The sequence below is a fragment of the Sphingomonas sp. AP4-R1 genome (genome assembly GCF_013113735.1).
Lineage (GTDB): Bacteria > Pseudomonadota > Alphaproteobacteria > Sphingomonadales > Sphingomonadaceae > Sphingomonas_I.
Window position 1 is genome coordinate 43606 of record NZ_CP053346.1, and the last position, 15612, is coordinate 59217.

At 67.4% G+C, this 15612-nt stretch carries 10 protein-coding genes; 8 read left to right on the forward strand and 2 right to left on the reverse strand.

Annotation, left to right across the window (positions count from 1 at the left end; genetic code table 11):
- Positions 1-137: 137 nt before the first annotated feature.
- The 3 genes from HL653_RS00200 to HL653_RS00210 all read left to right on the forward strand — a co-directional run bounded on the left by HL653_RS00200 (position 138) and on the right by HL653_RS00210 (position 6429).
- Positions 138-3311: an efflux RND transporter permease subunit gene (locus tag HL653_RS00200; RefSeq protein WP_171742713.1), complete on the forward strand. Its 3174-nt coding sequence runs from the start codon at positions 138-140 to the stop codon at positions 3309-3311.
- A 157-nt stretch (positions 3312-3468) separates the two neighbouring features.
- The gene (locus tag HL653_RS00205) at positions 3469-4890 is read left to right on the forward strand and encodes an efflux transporter outer membrane subunit (protein ID WP_171746687.1); all 1422 of its coding nucleotides are present in this window, start codon (positions 3469-3471) and stop codon (positions 4888-4890) included.
- A 189-nt stretch (positions 4891-5079) separates the two neighbouring features.
- Complete coding sequence (locus HL653_RS00210) at positions 5080-6429, forward strand: amino acid permease (RefSeq protein WP_253718198.1); 1350 nt, start codon at positions 5080-5082, stop codon at positions 6427-6429.
- Between the two features lie 46 nt (positions 6430-6475).
- Here the strand turns inward: HL653_RS00210 and HL653_RS00215 are convergent, their stop codons facing one another.
- Positions 6476-6892 (reverse strand): hypothetical protein, encoded by a 417-nt coding sequence (locus HL653_RS00215; RefSeq protein WP_171742715.1) that lies wholly within the window; start codon positions 6890-6892, stop codon positions 6476-6478.
- A gap of 191 nt (positions 6893-7083) precedes the next feature.
- Between HL653_RS00215 and HL653_RS00220 the strand changes: the two genes are divergently transcribed.
- From HL653_RS00220 to HL653_RS00235, 4 genes are all read left to right on the forward strand, one after another.
- On the forward strand, positions 7084-7773 hold the full coding sequence (locus tag HL653_RS00220; RefSeq protein WP_171742716.1) for a MarC family protein: 690 nt from the start codon (positions 7084-7086) through the stop codon (positions 7771-7773).
- 15 nt (positions 7774-7788) lie between these two features.
- A complete protein-coding gene (locus tag HL653_RS00225) occupies positions 7789-9141 on the forward strand; it encodes an MFS transporter (protein ID WP_253717390.1) in 1353 nt (450 codons plus the stop codon).
- A gap of 160 nt (positions 9142-9301) precedes the next feature.
- Positions 9302-10594 carry an Hsp70 family protein gene (locus HL653_RS00230; protein ID WP_171742717.1) on the forward strand — a complete coding sequence of 431 codons (1293 nt, stop codon included), beginning with the start codon at positions 9302-9304 and terminating at the stop codon, positions 10592-10594.
- 78 nt (positions 10595-10672) lie between these two features.
- Positions 10673-11698 carry an oxidoreductase gene (locus tag HL653_RS00235; RefSeq protein WP_171742718.1) on the forward strand — a complete coding sequence of 342 codons (1026 nt, stop codon included), beginning with the start codon at positions 10673-10675 and terminating at the stop codon, positions 11696-11698.
- A gap of 32 nt (positions 11699-11730) precedes the next feature.
- Here the strand turns inward: HL653_RS00235 and HL653_RS00240 are convergent, their stop codons facing one another.
- A complete protein-coding gene (locus HL653_RS00240; protein ID WP_171742719.1) occupies positions 11731-13371 on the reverse strand; it encodes a ribonuclease J in 1641 nt (546 codons plus the stop codon).
- A 756-nt stretch (positions 13372-14127) separates the two neighbouring features.
- Between HL653_RS00240 and miaB the strand changes: the two genes are divergently transcribed.
- Positions 14128-15474 (forward strand): tRNA (N6-isopentenyl adenosine(37)-C2)-methylthiotransferase MiaB, encoded by a 1347-nt coding sequence (miaB, locus tag HL653_RS00245; RefSeq protein ID WP_171742720.1) that lies wholly within the window; start codon positions 14128-14130, stop codon positions 15472-15474.
- Positions 15475-15612: the final 138 nt, after the last annotated feature.

Below are 15612 nucleotides of genomic sequence, written 5' to 3' on the forward strand. Positions count from 1 at the left end.
GCGCTGAGCCTGTCGAAGCGCCGCCCTTCCTGCCTCCGCACGAGGAGGAAGAACGGTCCTTCGACAAGCTCAGGACGAACGGAGGAAATACGAAACGCGCGCTCGCGGGCGCGCGCCCTCCTTCCCGGAGACAGATCATGCGCTTCTCGCGCTTCTTCATCACGCGGCCGATCTTCGCCGCCGTGATCGCCGTCCTCATCACCATCGTCGGCGCGATCGCCTATTTCGCGCTGCCCATCTCGCAATATCCGGACATCGTACCGCCCACCGTGACGGTCACGGCCTCCTATCCCGGCGCGTCCGCCGAAACCGTCGCGGAGACGGTGGCGACGCCGATCGAGCAGGAAATCAACGGCGTCGACAACATGCTGTACCAGACGTCGCAATCGACGGCGGACGGCAAGCTCACGATCACCGTTACCTTCAAGATCGGCACGGATCTGGATGCGGCGCAGGTGCTCGTCCAGAATCGCGTGGCCATCGCCGTGCCGCGCCTGCCGGAAGACGTGCAGCGGCTGGGCGTCGTCACCAAGAAGACCTCGCCGGACTTCCTGATGGTGGTGAACCTCGTCTCCCCGGACGACAGCCTCGATCGCGGCTACATCTCCAATTACGCGCTCAGCCGCGTGCGCGATCGCCTTGCACGCATCGACGGCGTGGGCGACGTGCAGTTGTTCGGCAGCCGCGATTATTCGATGCGCGTCTGGATCGATCCGGGCCGCGCCGCCGCGCTGGATCTGACGGCGGGCGAGATTGTCGCGGCATTGCGTGCGCAGAACGTGCAGGTCGCCTCGGGCACGCTCGGCTCGCCGCCGTATGACCAGAAGAATGCGTTCCAGCTCAACGTGGAAACGCAGGGACGCCTCACCGATCCCAAGCAGTTCGCCGATGTCGTGATCCGCACCGATCCGGACGGGCGCCAGGTGCGCGTGTCCGATGTGGCCCGCGTCGAGCTGGGCGCGCAGGATTATGGCAGCAACACCTATCTCTCGGGCAAGCCGACCGTGATCGTCGCCGTGTTCCAGCGGCCGGGATCGAACGCGCTGGCGGCCGCCCAGGGCGTGTCGGCCGAGATGAAGGCGATGTCCGCCAAGTTCCCGAAGGGGCTGGCCTACAGCGTCATCTACAATCCGACCGAATTCATCGCGGAATCGATCGATGCGGTGAAGCATACCCTGATCGAGGCGATGGTGCTCGTCGTGCTCGTCATCCTGGTGTTCCTCCAGAAATGGCGCGCGGCGATCATCCCGATCGTGGCGATCCCGGTGTCGCTGATCGGCACGTTCACGATGCTGGCGGCGGTGGGCTATTCGCTCAACAACCTCTCGCTGTTCGGCCTTGTGCTGGCGATCGGCATCGTCGTCGACGACGCGATCGTCGTGGTCGAGAATGTGGAGCGCAATCTGGAGCGGGGCCTGTCTCCGCTGGAGGCGGCGCGCACCTCGATGGACGAGGTGTCGGCGGCTCTGGTCGCGATCGTGCTGGTGCTGTGCGCGGTGTTCATCCCGACTTTGTTCCTCAGCGGCCTTTCGGGCGCCTTCTATCGCCAGTTCGCGGTGACGATCTCGACCGCCACGATCATCTCGCTGGTCCTGTCGCTCACCCTCTCCCCCGCGCTCGCGGCGATCCTGCTCCGCAAGCATGAGCAGCATGACGACGCCCCGCGCTGGCAGCGCCTGCTGCAGTCCGCCGGGGACCGCTTCAACCACGGGTTCGAGCGGCTGAGCGAAAGCTATGGCCGGCTGACCTTGGCCTTCGTCACCCGCCCGAAGCGCGTGATGACGGCCTATGCGGGGCTTATCGCCGCCACGGTCGCCATCTTCTACGCGACGCCCGTGGGCTTCATCCCCGCGCAGGATCAGGGGTACTTCCTCACCGTCATCCAGCTGCCGCCCGGCTCCTCGATCGAGCGGACCGATGCGGTGATGCAGAAGGTGGCCAAGCGCATCCTGCCGCTGAAGGGCGTGAAGGGTTCGGTGATGCTGGCGGGCTTTGACGGCCCCTCGCAGACGCTCGCGCCGAACAGCGCGGCCGCCTACGTGCCGCTCCTCTCGTTCGAAGAGCGCAAGAAGCTGGGCGTCACGATCGGCAGCATCATGGCCGAGGCCGCCAAGGCGACCGCCGACATCAACGAAGCGCGCCTGCTGATCGTGCCGCCGCCGCTCATCCAGGGCATCGGCTCGGCCGGCGGCTATCGGATGATGGTGCAGGATCAGGGCAGCCACGGTTATGCCGATCTCGGCAAGACCAGCTTCGGCCTGATCGGCCAGGCCAACCAGACCAAGGGCCTGCAGCAGATCTACACCTTCTACGATCCCACCGTGCCGCGCATCTTCGCGGATATCGATCGGGCCAAGGCCGATCTGCTGGGCGTGCCGCCGGAGCGCGTGTTCGAAGCGCTGCAGGTGTATCTCGGCTCGTCCTTCGTGAACGACTTCAACCTGCTCGGCCGCACCTATCATGTGACCGCGCAAGCCGATGCCCGCTTCCGCAACACGACGGCGGATATCGCGAACCTGAAGACGCGCTCCGATCTGGGCGGCATGGTGCCGATCGGCTCGATCGCGACCTTCACGGACAAGGCCGGCCCTTACCGTGTGACGCGCTACAATCTTTTCCCGGCGGTGGAAGTGGATGGCGATACGGCGCCGGGTTATTCGTCCGGCCAGTCGCTCGATACGATGGACAGACTGGCGGATAGCCAACTGGGCACGGGCTATGCCCATGAATGGACCGGCATCGCCTTTCAGCAGAAGCTGGCGGGCAGCAGCTCGGCGATCGTGTTCGGCATGGCGGTGGTGTTCGTCTTCCTCGTGCTGGCCGCCCAGTATGAGAGCCTGACCTTGCCGCTCTCGATCATCCTGATCGTGCCCATGTGTCTGCTGGCGGCGATGGCGGGCGTGAACCTGCGCGGCATGGACAACAATGTCCTCACGCAGATCGGCCTCGTCGTGCTGATCGCGCTGGCCGCGAAGAATGCGATCCTCGTGGTCGAATTCGCCAAGCAGGCGGAGGAACTGGACGGCCTTTCCCCGGTGGAAGCGGCGGTGCGCGCGGCGCGCGATCGCCTCCGCCCGATCCTGATGACGAGCTTCGCCTTCATCCTCGGCGCGGTGCCGCTGGTGATCGCCAAGGGCGCCGGATCGGAACTGCGGCAGGCTCTGGGCACGGCGGTGTTCTTCGGGATGCTCGGCGTCACCGGCTTCGGCCTGCTCTTCACCCCCACTTTCTACGTCGTCTGCCGCGCGCTGGCCCAGCGCTTCGCCAAGCCGAAGCCCGAAGCCCCGCTCGCCCTGCAGCCGGCCGAATAGGACAGAGATGATGCAAGACTTCATCGACGACACGATCATCCTCCCCCGCCAAGGGGAGGTGGCAGGCGCCAGCCTGACCGAGGGGGAGGCAGCAGGTCGCTCGCCGTCCGCCCCCTCCGTCGCCTACGGCGCCACCTCCCCCTGGCGGGGGAGGATTATGCGGTGGCTGGCCCCGGTTTCCATGCTGGCGCTCGCCGCCTGCGCGGCCGGGCCGGATTATGTGCCGCCCGTCGCCAGCGCGAGCCAGCACGCGCCCCTGATCGCGGCGGGGGCGCCCGTCACGGACACGGAGACGCCCGATCGCTGGTGGCAGCTCTATAATGATCCGGTGCTGGATCGCCTGATCGCGGACGCGCTGGCCGCCAACACCGATCTGCGCGTCGCCGTCGCCCGGCTGGACAAGGCGCGGGCGGGCCTGCGCGAGGCGCGCAACGATCGGCTGCCGCAGACCGATCTGTCAGCCCAACCACAATATGGCCGCTTCCCCGCCAACCGCCGCCCGATCGGTGCGGATCGCGAGGACTGGAATGTCAGCCTCGGCCTGAACGTCGCTTACGAACTCGACCTCTCCGGCCGGGTGAAGCGCGAGATCGAGGCCGCGCGTGGCGATGTCGGCGCGGCGGCGGCCGACGCGCAGGCCGTGCGCATCGGCGTGGTGGCGGAGGTGACGCGCGCCTATGTCGAGGCGGCGGCGGCCGCGCAGCAGCAGGCGGTGGCGGAACATGTGCTGGAGCTGCTCGATCGCTCGCTCGGCGTGACCGACAAGCGTTTCCAGGCGGGCCGGGCCGAGCGGCTCGATGTCGCGCGGCTCGCCTCGTTGCGCGACCAGCGCCGCGCGGAGATCCCGCCGCTGATCGCACAGCGGCAGGCCGCGCTCTATCGGCTGGCGATGCTGCTCGGCCGCACGCCGGGCGAGCTTCCCGCCGAGGCCTCCGCGCGCACCGCTCCTCCCACGATCGCCCAGCCCATCCCGATCGGCGATGGCGGCGCCCTGCTCGCCCGCCGGCCGGACGTGCGCGCGGCCGAACGGCGACTGGCGGCGGACACCGCGCGGATCGGCGTGGCGACGGCCGAACTCTATCCGCAGATCACGCTCGGCGGATCGGTCAGCTCGAACAGCAACGGCTTCTCGAACATCTTCGGCGCCGGGCCACTCGGCTGGCTGCTGGGGCCGCTGATCCGCTGGAACTTCCCCAATCAGGAGGGCATCCGCGCGCGCATCGCAGGATCCAAGGCGGACGCGCAGGCGTCGCTCGCCACGTTCGACGGCACGGTGCTGCGCGCGATCCAGGAGACGGACACGGCGCTTTCCAATTATGCGCGGCTGATCGATCGCCGCCGCGCGCTCGCCAGCGCGCGGGACGAGGCGGCGACGGCGGTGAAGATCACGCGCGCCCGCCAGCGTGAAGGCGTGGTCGATTTCCTCGCCGTGCTGGACAGCGAGCGGACCTATGCCGACACCGAAACCGCGCTGGCAGAGGCGGACGCGGCGCTGTCGCTGGCGCAGGTGGACGTGTTCAAGGCGCTCGGCGGCGGCTGGCAGACGCCCGACGCCCCGGTGACCGTAGCGGCGAAATAGTACCCTCCCCTCCCTGGAAGGGAGGGGGCCGGGGGTGGGTCGAGGGGCTTGCAACGGTGGCAGCTACCGCCCTCCACCCACCCCTCAATCCCCTCCCTTCCAGGGAGGGGAAGTTCGTCTATGCTGCACCCAAAGGAGTGCCGCATGGCGAACTGGAACCGGCGCAAGACCATCATCCCCGAAGGCGGCATGGCGGCCGAACATCGCCTGGCCCGAACCCTGAGCTGGCCGCATCTGATCGCGCTGGGGGTCGGCGCGATCGTGGGCACGGGTATTCTCACATTGATCGGCGTGGGCGCGGACAAGGCCGGTCCCGCCGTGATCCTGTCCTTCGCCATTGCCGGTGCGATCTGCGCCTGCGCGGCTCTGGCCTATGCCGAAATGGCGACGATGATCCCCGCCTCGGGCAGCGCCTACACCTATACCTATGTGGTGATCGGCGAGCTGGTGGCGTGGGTGATCGGCTGGAGCCTGATCCTCGAATATAGCCTCGTCGTCAGCGCGGTCGCGGTCGGCTGGTCGGGTTATGCTGCACCTTTGCTGCAGGCCGGGCTCGGCGTGCCGATGAGCGTGATGCAGGGGCCGGAACTGGGCGGGCTGATCAACCTGCCCGCCATCTTCATCATCACCGTAGTCGCGGGGCTGCTGATTTTCGGCACGCGCGAGAGCGCCACGCTCAACGCCATCCTCGTGCTGGTGAAGATCGTCGCGCTGGCCGTGTTCGTCGCGGTGGCGCTCCCCTATTTCAACGCGGCGCATATGGAGCCCTTCGCCCCCTACGGCTTCGCCAAGTCGGTCGCGGCGGACGGAGCGGAGCGCGGCGTGATGGCGGCGGCGGCGATCATCTTCTTCGCCTTCTACGGCTTCGATGCGATCGCCACCGCGGCGGAGGAAACCAAGAAGCCCGAGCGCGATCTGCCGATCGGCATCGTCGGATCGATGATCGTCTGCATCCTGATCTATGTCGGCGTGGCCGCCGCCGCCGTCGGCGCGATCCCCTTCACCGGCTTCGCCAAGAGCCCCGAGCCGCTGGCGCTGATCCTGCGCGAGCTGCACCAGCCCAAGGCCGCCACCTTCCTCGCCGCCTCGGCCGTGATCGCGCTGCCGACGGTGATCCTCGCCTTCTTCTACGGCCAGTCGCGCATCTTCTTCGTGATGGCGCGCGACGGGCTGTTGCCGGGCGCGCTGGCGAAGGTCTCCGCGCGCGGCACTCCGGTGCGGATCACGCTCTTCACCGCCGTGATCGTCGGCGCCATCGCCGGGCTCTTCCCGCTCGACGAGATCGCGGCGCTCGCCAATGCGGGCACGCTCGCGGCGTTCGTCGCGGTCTGCGCCTGCATGCTCATCATGCGCCGCCGCGCGCCCGATGCGCCGCGCACGTTCCGCACGCCGGCCGCCTGGTTCGTGGGCGGCTTCGGCATCCTCGGCTGCTTCTATCTGTTCCTGAGCCTGCCTTCGAAGACCCAGCTCTATTTCCTGATCTGGAACGCGATCGGGCTGGCCGTCTACGCGGTGACGGCCGCGCGGCGGCGCGTTTGAAACGGTGCTCCTGCTTTCGCAGGAGTGCGGGCGCGGGCTTGGGAGATCAGCTCTTCTTCGGCTTGGTATAGGGCACGAACTCCCCGAGGCTGACGAAGCCGCGCGGGAAGCGGCTCAGCCGATCGACCGTGCGGACCTGATCGAGATTGCAGAGCTGCGATCCCCAGATCTGCGTGACGAGGATATCGTCATTGTCGAGCGCGTCCGCCCCGGCCGTGGGGCGGTTCACATAGAGGGTCCGCCCGGTCGACTGATAGACGATCGCGGTGCCGTCGAAGATCCGGCTCTGCTGCGAATCGGTCACGCTGATGCAGCTGACCGGCTTGCCCGGCACGCGCCCCTCCAGCACCTTGGCGAGCGCGGCCTCGCCCTTGAGATTGGTCTTGGGCGGCTTGGCATCCCTGGCCGCCGCACCGCTCGCGATCAGAGCGGCGGCGAGCAGAGCGGAAAGAGCGTAACGCATGAGACTCTCCTTGCGTCGTCAATGGCCTGCCATACGACATCGCGCCTGAACCGGCGGTGAGCCGTGCCACCTGTGCGTTATTCCGCCGGCCCGCGCCATGCCCTCTGGCCTTGGCCGCGCGAGCCAATTACCGAGGGGGCGAACGACTTGCCCGGCAGGTCCCAACCGCCGCGACAGGGGAATACGCCTTCATGGATCTCAGCCCGCTGCCCGTCGAAAGCGTCGTCGGCGCCTTTCTGCTGGCGTTTCCGGCGCTGTTCTCGATCGTGAACCCGGTGGGCGCGGCGCTGATCTTCAACGAGGTGATGACCGGCCGCACGCGCGCCGAGCGCCATCGCATGGCCGCCCGCATCGGCATCTATTCCACGATCGTGCTGCTCGTGTCGCTGTGGCTGGGCAGCTATGTGCTGAACTTCTTCGGTGTGAGCCTGGAGGCGCTGCGGATCGCCGGCGGCCTCGTCGTCGCTATCCGCGCCTGGACGCTGCTGATGCAGCCCGGCACGCATGAGGAGCGCAAGGCCAGCGCCGCCGCGCCCGCGCAGGATGCGGGCGAGGATGTCGCCTTCTTCCCGCTCACCATGCCCTTCACCACCGGGCCGGGCACGATCGCGGTGGCGATCGCGCTCTCGTCCCAGCGCCCCGCCAGCGGCATCGGCACGTTGCCCTTCTTCGGCGGCATGAGCCTGGCCGCCGTCGCCATCGCGATCATCATCTGGCTCGCCTATCGCTGGGCGGATCGGGTGGTGGCGTTGCTCGGCAATGCGGGCGCGCGGGTCTTCTCCCGCCTCGTCGCCTTCCTGCTGCTGTGCGTGGGCGTGCAGATCATCGTCACGGGCGCGATCGGCGTGGCGCACATCATGTTCACCCAGACCCCGCGATAACGGCACCGGGCGACGATGCGCGAGGCGGTGCGCCATCCCGGCTGGACGATCGCCGCGACGATGCTGGCCTCCAGCCTCGCCTTCATCGACGGATCGGTGACGAACGTGGCGCTGCCCGCGATCGGGCATGATCTGCAGGCGCGGGGCGAGGCGCTGCCATGGGTGATCAACGCCTATCTGCTGCCCCTCTCCGCGCTGCTGCTGATCGGGGGTGCCGCAGGCGATCATTTCGGACGGCGGCGGGTGCTGACCTGGGGCATCCTGCTGTTCGCGGCCGCCTCGGTCGCCTGTGCGCTGGCGGCCGATCTGCACGTGCTGCTGGCCGGGCGCGTGCTGCAGGGGATCGGCGCGGCTTTGCTGATGCCGAACAGTCTCGGCATCCTCGGCAGTTCGTTCGAGGGCGAGGCGCGTGGGCGTGCCGTGGGCACCTGGGCGGCGGCGGGCGCCATCGCCAGCGCGATCGGGCCACCGCTGGGTGGCTGGATGGTCGATGCGATCGGCTGGCGCGTGATCTTCTACATCAACATTCCCGTCGCCGCCGCCGCGATCCTGATCGCGCGGGCGTATGTGGCGGAAAGCGCCAGCGAAGAGGGCCGGCTCGACTGGCTGGGCGCGCTGCTCGCGACCGGGGCGCTGGGCGCGCTGACCTGGGCGCTGACTTTGTGGTCCGCGCATCATCAAGCCTCGCCCGCCAGCTGGACGGGATTGAGCGCGGGCATCGCGCTCCTGATCCTGTTCGTGGTGACCGAGCATCGGCTGGGCGAGCGCGCGATGATGCCGCTCTCGTTGTTCGGATCGCGACCGTTCGTGGGCCTCACCTTGCTGACCTTCCTGCTCTACGGCGCGCTCGGCGGGCTGATCGTGATGCTGCCCTATCTGCTGATCGTCGGCGGCGGCTACAGTCCGGCGCAGGCGGGGCTGGCGCTGCTGCCCTTCTCGATCGTGATCGGTACGGCCTCGCGGCTGGCGGGGCGGCTGACCGAACGGATCGGCCCACGCTGGCCGCTCACGATCGGACCGATCGTGACGGCGATCGGCTTCGCGTTGCTGCTGCGCGCCGATCCGCACGGCAGCTATTGGACGGCGATCCTGCCGGGCATGGCCGTGATCGCGCTGGGCATGGCCGGCACGGTGGCGCCGCTGACGACGGCGGTTCTCTCCTCGGTCGACGATCGCCACACCGGCACCGCCTCCGGCTTCAACAGCGCGATCGCGCGGACGGGTGGCCTGATCGCGACCGCTCTGGGCGGGGCGGTGTTGTCCCGCACTGGCGTGGCCCTGGTCGATGCTTTCCATGTCGCCGCGATCGTGGGTTCGGCGCTGGCGCTTGCCTCCGGCATCGCCGCCTTTGCCACGCTGGAAAGCTGAAAGACTTCCGTTCGTGCTGAGCTTGTCGAAGCACCGTTCTTCTTTTCAGCCGGATGAAGAAGGACGGTGCTTCGACAGGCTCAGCACGAACGGGAAGATTAGAGAAATACCGTATCCCACAGTTGGGCTAACGCGGTTTAGCGTGTAGGGGCGGCGCCCCATGTCAGCCTCCCCCCTTCAAACCCTCGGCCTCGATTTCGGCACGACCAACTCGGTCGTCGCGCTCACGCATGACGGGACGACCGATCCTGTCCTGCTCGATGCGCCCGGCGGCAAGACCACCTCCTTCCGCTCGGCCCTGTGCTTCTGGGAAGACGAGGGCGGGCGCGGCAAGCTCGCGTCCGAGGCGGGGCCGTGGGCGATCGCCGAATATGCGGAATTTCCGCAGGGCAGCCGCTTCATCCAGTCGTTCAAGTCGGTCGCCGCCAATGCCGCGTTCGAGCATGCGACGATCTTCGAGAAGCGTTTCCGCTTCGAGGAACTGGGCCGCCTGTTCCTCGACAAGCTGGCCGCACGCGCGGGCGGCGTGTTCAAGACCGCAGACCGGATCGTGATCGGCCGCCCCGTGGAATATGCGGGTCACCGTCCAGACGATGCGCTGGCGCGGCAGCGTTACGCCGCGATGTTCGCCGCGATCGGCGCCGAGATTCACTATGTTTACGAGCCGGTCGGCGCGGCCTTCAGCTACGCCTCCCGCATCAGCGATCCGGCCACGATCCTCGTTGCCGATTTCGGCGGCGGCACCAGCGACTTTTCGGTCGTCTCGATCGACCGGCCCGGTTCGGCGCACCGCTGCGTTCCGCTCGGCCATGCGGGCGTGGGCATTGCCGGCGATCGCTTCGATTATCGCCTGATCGATCATCTCGTGCTGCCGCTGCTGGGCAAGGGCGGCACCTATCGATCGTTCGACAAATTGCTGGAGATTCCGGGCGGCTATTTCGCCGATGTGGGCGACTGGTCGCGCCTCGCCCTGATGCGCAACCGCCGTACGCTGGCCGAACTGGAGAAGCTCCAGAAATCCGCGACCGATCCGGACTCGATCGGCCGCATGATCGCGCTGATCGAGCAGGAACTGGGCTTCCGTCTCTATGAAGCGGTGGACCGCGTGAAGCGGGACCTTTCGGCCAACGAGAGCGCGCACTTCCATTTCGCGGGCGGCGGCCTCTCGATCGAGGCGCCCGTAACGCGCGCCGAATTCGAGGCGTGGATCGCGCCGGACGTCGCGCGGATGGAGGCCGCCGTCGATCGCGCGCTGGCGACCGCCGGCACGCCCGCCGACCGGATCGACCGCGTGTTCCTGACGGGCGGGTCCTCGCTCACGCCGCGCATCCGCCGCCTGTTTGCGGACCGCTTCGGCGAGGACCGGATCGCCAGCGGCAACGAACTCTCCTCGATCGCGCACGGGCTCGCCCTGATCGGGCAGGAGGAGGATCTGGCGCCCTGGGCGGCCTGAAACGGGTCCCAAAACTGGCCGAACCCGGAACGCCCGCCTAAGACGCGCTTTCCACCCTCATCAACGGGAGATCGCGTCATGCAGGAGATCGGCGTCGGCCTGATCGGATACGGACTGGCGGGGCGCGCCTTCCACGCGCCTTATGTGGCGGTGACGCCCGGCATGACGCTGCACGCTGTCGTCTCGCGCGATGCCGCCAAGGTCCATGCGGGCCTGCCGGGCATGGATGTGGTGCCGGATGTCGCCGCGCTGGTGGCGCGGGACGATGTGGACCTCGTCATCGTCGCCAGCCCGGACGAGCTTCATGCCGAGCATGCGCTGGCGGCGCTGGCGGCGGGCAAGCATGTGCTGATCGACAAGCCCTTCGCCACCACGCTGGCGGATGCGCGCCGCATCGCCGCCGAGGGCGAGGCGCGGGGCCGCATCGTGACCGTCTTCCAGAATCGCCGCTGGGATGCCGATTTCCGCACGCTCCAGCGCCTGATCGCGGGTGGCGAACTGGGCGAGATCGTCGAGCTGGAAAGCCGCTTCGATCGCTTCCGTCCCACGTTCACCGATACGTGGAAGGACGCGCGCACCGCGGGACCGTGGCTGGATCTGGGCCCGCATCTGATCGATCAGGCGCTCACCCTGTTCGGACGCCCCATCGGCGTGACAACCGATCTGGCGACGCAGCGCGCAGGCGCGCCCGCTGCCGATTATGTACATGCGACGTTGCGCTACGAGACGGTGCGCGTACATCTCCACGCCAGCAAGCTGGTGGCCGCGCATGGCCTGCGCTTCGCCGCGCACGGCACGCGTGGCAGCTGGATGAAGCAGGGGCTCGACGTGCAGGAGGGCAAGGCCGTGGCGGGTCAGGCGCCCGCCGGCGAGGATTGGGGTCTCGATCCCGTGCCCGGCCTGCTGTTCCGTCCGGAGGATGGCCCGGAGCCCGTCGCGTTCGTCAACGAGAAGGGCGACTATCGCTTGTTCTGGCAGGCGCTGGCGGAAGCGATTCGCGGCGATGGCCCCAGCCCCGTGCCCGCCTCGGCCGGCGTGGCGGTGCTGGAGGTGATCGATGCGGGCCTGCGCAGCGCGGCCGAGCGACGCGAGATCCTGTTGTAAGACGGATGCGGAGCCTCAACGGCTCCGCAGCGTCACAGCCGGATCAGCGAAACGTCGACCACCGGCTTCTTGCCGGTCCATTCGGTCGCCTTGCGCCGCACGGCGAGGCGAATCGACTCGCGCAGCTTGGCCTCGTCCTTGCCGCCGGCCTGCACCGCCTTGGCCGCCGCCTCGCTGGCTTCCTGGATGAAGTCCGCGCGATCTTCCTCCACCGGCACGCCCTGGAAGCTGATCGCGGGCTTGCCCTTGAGCCGACCCGCCTGATCCAGCGCCACCGCGACCGCGATCACGCCGTGCAGCGAAATCTTGCGCCGCTCGTTCATCGTCGTGCCGTCGGCGGGCAGGATCACGTCGCCGTCAAGGATCAGGCGGCCAGAACGCTCGGTGCCGATCTTCTTCGGCCCGTCGGGCGCGAGGCGGATCACGTCGCCGTTCATCTGCACGATCGACTTGGGCACGCCGAGGCTGTCCGCCAGCCGTGCCTGCTCGGCCATGTGGCGCATCTCGCCGTGGACGGGCAGCACGATCTCGGGCTGGATCCAGCGATACATCAGTTCGAGTTCGGGGCGCCCCGGATGGCCGGACACATGGACATGCGCCTGCCGGTCCGTGATCATGATGATGTCCTTGGCGGCGAGCGCATTCTGGATGCGGCCGATCGCCATCTCGTTGCCGGGGATCTGCTTGGACGAGAAGACCACCGTATCGCCCTTCGACAGCTTCAGCTGATGGCTGTCGAACGCGATGCGGGCGAGCGCCGCGCGCGATTCGCCCTGGCCGCCGGTGGCGATGATCATCACGTCGCGCGGCGGCAGGCTCATCGCCGTATCGAAATCGATCACGGGCGGGAAATCGTCCATATAGCCGACGCTCTTGGCCACCTTCAGGATGCGATCGAGCGAGCGGCCCGCCACGCACAGCTGACGGTTCGTGTCGCGCGCCACCTGGCCCAGCGTCTGCAGCCGTGCCGCATTCGAGGCGAAGGTGGTGACGAGCACGCGGCCCTTGGCCTCGCGGATCACCGCATCCAGCCCCTCGCGCACCGCCGCTTCGGAGCCCGACGCGGATTCGTTGAACACGTTGGTGCTGTCGCACACCAGGGCCAGCACGCCCTTGTCCCCGATCGCGGTCAGTTCCTCGGCGGTGGCGGGCGTGCCGAGCAGGGGCTCGTCGTCCAGCTTCCAGTCGCCGGTGTGGAAGATACGGCCGTAGGGCGTATCGATCAGGAGCGCATTGCCCTCCGGGATCGAATGGGCGAGCGGCACATAGGTGAAGCTGAAGGGGCCGAGATCGAAGCTGGAATCGCGCGGGATGATGTTGAGCTTCACCTGCTTGGTGATGCCCTCTTCCTCCAGCTTGCCCTTGATCAGCCCGGCCGTGAACGGCGTGGCATAGAGCGGCACGCCCAGATCGGCGGCGAGATAGGGGATCGCGCCGATATGATCCTCATGCCCGTGCGTCAGCACGATGCCGAGGAGATCCTTGGCATGTTTCTCGATGAATTCGAGGTCCGGCAGGATCAGATCGATGCCGGGATAAGCGGGGTCGGCGAACGTCAGGCCGAGATCCACCATCACCCATTTGCCCTGGGTGCCGTAGAGATTCACGTTCATCCCGATCTCCCCCGAGCCGCCAAGCGCGAGGAAGAGCAGTTCGTTACCGGGTTTGGTCATGGAATTCCGATGATGGTGCGATCGCGGCCGCTGCGCCTGGGGAGCCGCGCGGACGTATTGTTTCGCACGCTCATGTAGAGGCTCCGCCATCAGTCGCAACCCCAGGTGACACTTGTTATCTTTCCCTATGCGTCAAAAAATTCCCGCTTGAGGAAATTGCAGCAAGATATTCGCATCTTGCCTGCCTGTATGATCGGACACCCCTGATCCTCTCCCTGAGATGGCCAATTTTAGGGATTTATGGAACCATTTTGCAGCGAGGCCGTTGCTTCCCGCAACCCCTGTTCGGCATGTCGGCGCCCCAGTAAAAGCCGTTGCTGTCAATCCTATTACCAATAATCGCGTTTACGCTTAGGTTAATCGATACGGTAACTATGGATTTGGCTTTTCGCAGTCGCAGCATAATTGGAGAAAAGGCCCGACCAATTTCACGAAATTGGCGGATTTTGATGATCTCGACAAATCTCTACTTGCACCCGAAGTAAAGCCCGTCTAGTCGCTAACGACCTCGGGAGCGCGGCGCCCGCAGAGCAAGCGAGAATCGGCCCCTGACAGGAGGGCCGCCGCTGGGAGAGGATGCCGCTAAGACAACGAGGATGTAGCCCGGCCGCGGCCGCGCCGGGCTACTTTCCAGTCCGGCCCGCCCCCTGCCGCCTCCCGATCAACGCCATCTGGATCGACACCATTTCGATCGAAGCCATTCCGATCGGCAAGGCTCCGCTTTCACGGATCGGCTCCAGCCGCTAAAGGCGCGCGATGACTTCCCCGTCCACCCGTCCACCCTCGCGCCCGTTGCCCAAGACCTTCAGCGTCAAATCCTTCGGCTGCCAGATGAACGCCTATGACGGCGCACGCATGGCAGAATTGCTGGAAGAACAGGGCCTCGTCGCGGTGGAGACGGACGAAGCGGATCTCGTCCTGCTCAACACCTGCCATATCCGCGAGAAGGCGGCCGAGAAGGTCTATTCGGATATCGGCCGGCTGACGAAGACCGCGCAGGGCAAGGGGCGCGCCAAACCGATGATCGCGGTGGCGGGCTGCGTCGCGCAGGCCGAGGGCGCCGAAATCCCGCGCCGCGCGCCCGCCGTGGATCTGGTGGTCGGCCCGCAGGCCTATCATCGCCTGCCCGATCTGATCGCCGAAGCCGCCTCCGGCAAGAAGGCGCTGGATACGGACATGCCCGCCGCCTCCAAATTCGATGCGCTGCCGAAGCGGCGGCGACAGGGGCCCGGCGCGTTCCTCACCGTGCAGGAGGGCTGCGACAAATTCTGCACCTATTGCGTGGTGCCCTACACGCGCGGCGCCGAGATTTCGCGCCCGTGGGGCCAAGTGGTGGACGAGGCGAAGGCGCTCGTCGATGCCGGTGCGCGCGAGATCACGTTGCTCGGCCAGAACGTCAACGCCTGGACGCACGAGGGGCGCGGCCTGCACGATCTGATCGAGGAACTGGCCAGGCTGCCCAGGCTCGCGCGCATCCGCTACACGACCAGCCACCCCAACGACATGGCCGACGGGCTGATCGCCGCGCATCGCGACATCGACAAGCTCATGCCCTTCCTGCACCTGCCCGTGCAGGCCGGCAGCGATCGCATCCTGAAGGCGATGAACCGCAGCCACGATGTGGCGAGCTACCTGAAGCTGATCGATCGCGTGCGCGCCGTCCGGCCCGATATCGCCATCTCCGGCGACTTCATCGTCGGCTTCCCCGGCGAGACGGATGCGGAATTCGAGGAGACGCTCTCGGCCGTCCGCGCGATCGGCCACGCGCAGGCCTTCTCGTTCAAATATTCGCCCCGCCCCGGCACGCCCGCCGCGACGATGGGCGATGCCGTGCCCGCCGCCGTGATGGACGAACGGCTCCAGCGGCTGCAGGCGCTGATCGCCGAGCAGCAATATGCGTTCAACCGCGCGACGCTCGGCAAGACCTGCGCCGTACTGATCGAGCGCGACGGCAAATTGCCCGGCCAGCGCCTCGGCAAATCCCCGTGGCTGCAATCCGTGCTGATCGATGGCGGCGCGATCGGCGATCTGGTCGACGTGACGATCACGCAGGCCGGCCCGAACAGCCTGCAGGGCGAGGCGAAAGTGCTGGCGGCCGCCTGAACTTCTGTTCCTCCCCAGCTTTGCTCGGGAAGGGAACCGCAGACAGTGCGGTGGAGGGGCAAATCCCGCCGCCGCGCAACTCCCCTACACCTCTCCCCATGTAGCCATGGAAAGGAGGAACGGCCCGGCTTGACTCCG

What these genes read in the sequence shown, in the direction of transcription:
- HL653_RS00230 (WP_171742717.1), top strand. Translation starts at nt 9,302, where the DNA reads ATGTCAGCCTCCCCCCTTCAAACCCTCGGCCTCGATTTCGGCACGACC.
- HL653_RS00210 (WP_253718198.1), top strand. Translation starts at nt 5,080, where the DNA reads ATGGCGGCCGAACATCGCCTGGCCCGAACCCTGAGCTGGCCGCATCTG.
- HL653_RS00220 (WP_171742716.1), top strand. Translation starts at nt 7,084, where the DNA reads ATGGATCTCAGCCCGCTGCCCGTCGAAAGCGTCGTCGGCGCCTTTCTG.
- HL653_RS00205 (WP_171746687.1), top strand. Translation starts at nt 3,469, where the DNA reads ATGCGGTGGCTGGCCCCGGTTTCCATGCTGGCGCTCGCCGCCTGCGCG.
- HL653_RS00215 (WP_171742715.1), bottom strand. Translation starts at nt 6,892, where the DNA reads ATGCGTTACGCTCTTTCCGCTCTGCTCGCCGCCGCTCTGATCGCGAGC.
- HL653_RS00225 (WP_253717390.1), top strand. Translation starts at nt 7,789, where the DNA reads ATGCGCGAGGCGGTGCGCCATCCCGGCTGGACGATCGCCGCGACGATG.
- HL653_RS00235 (WP_171742718.1), top strand. Translation starts at nt 10,673, where the DNA reads ATGCAGGAGATCGGCGTCGGCCTGATCGGATACGGACTGGCGGGGCGC.
- HL653_RS00240 (WP_171742719.1), bottom strand. Translation starts at nt 13,371, where the DNA reads ATGACCAAACCCGGTAACGAACTGCTCTTCCTCGCGCTTGGCGGCTCG.
- HL653_RS00200 (WP_171742713.1), top strand. Translation starts at nt 138, where the DNA reads ATGCGCTTCTCGCGCTTCTTCATCACGCGGCCGATCTTCGCCGCCGTG.
- miaB (WP_171742720.1), top strand. Translation starts at nt 14,128, where the DNA reads ATGACTTCCCCGTCCACCCGTCCACCCTCGCGCCCGTTGCCCAAGACC.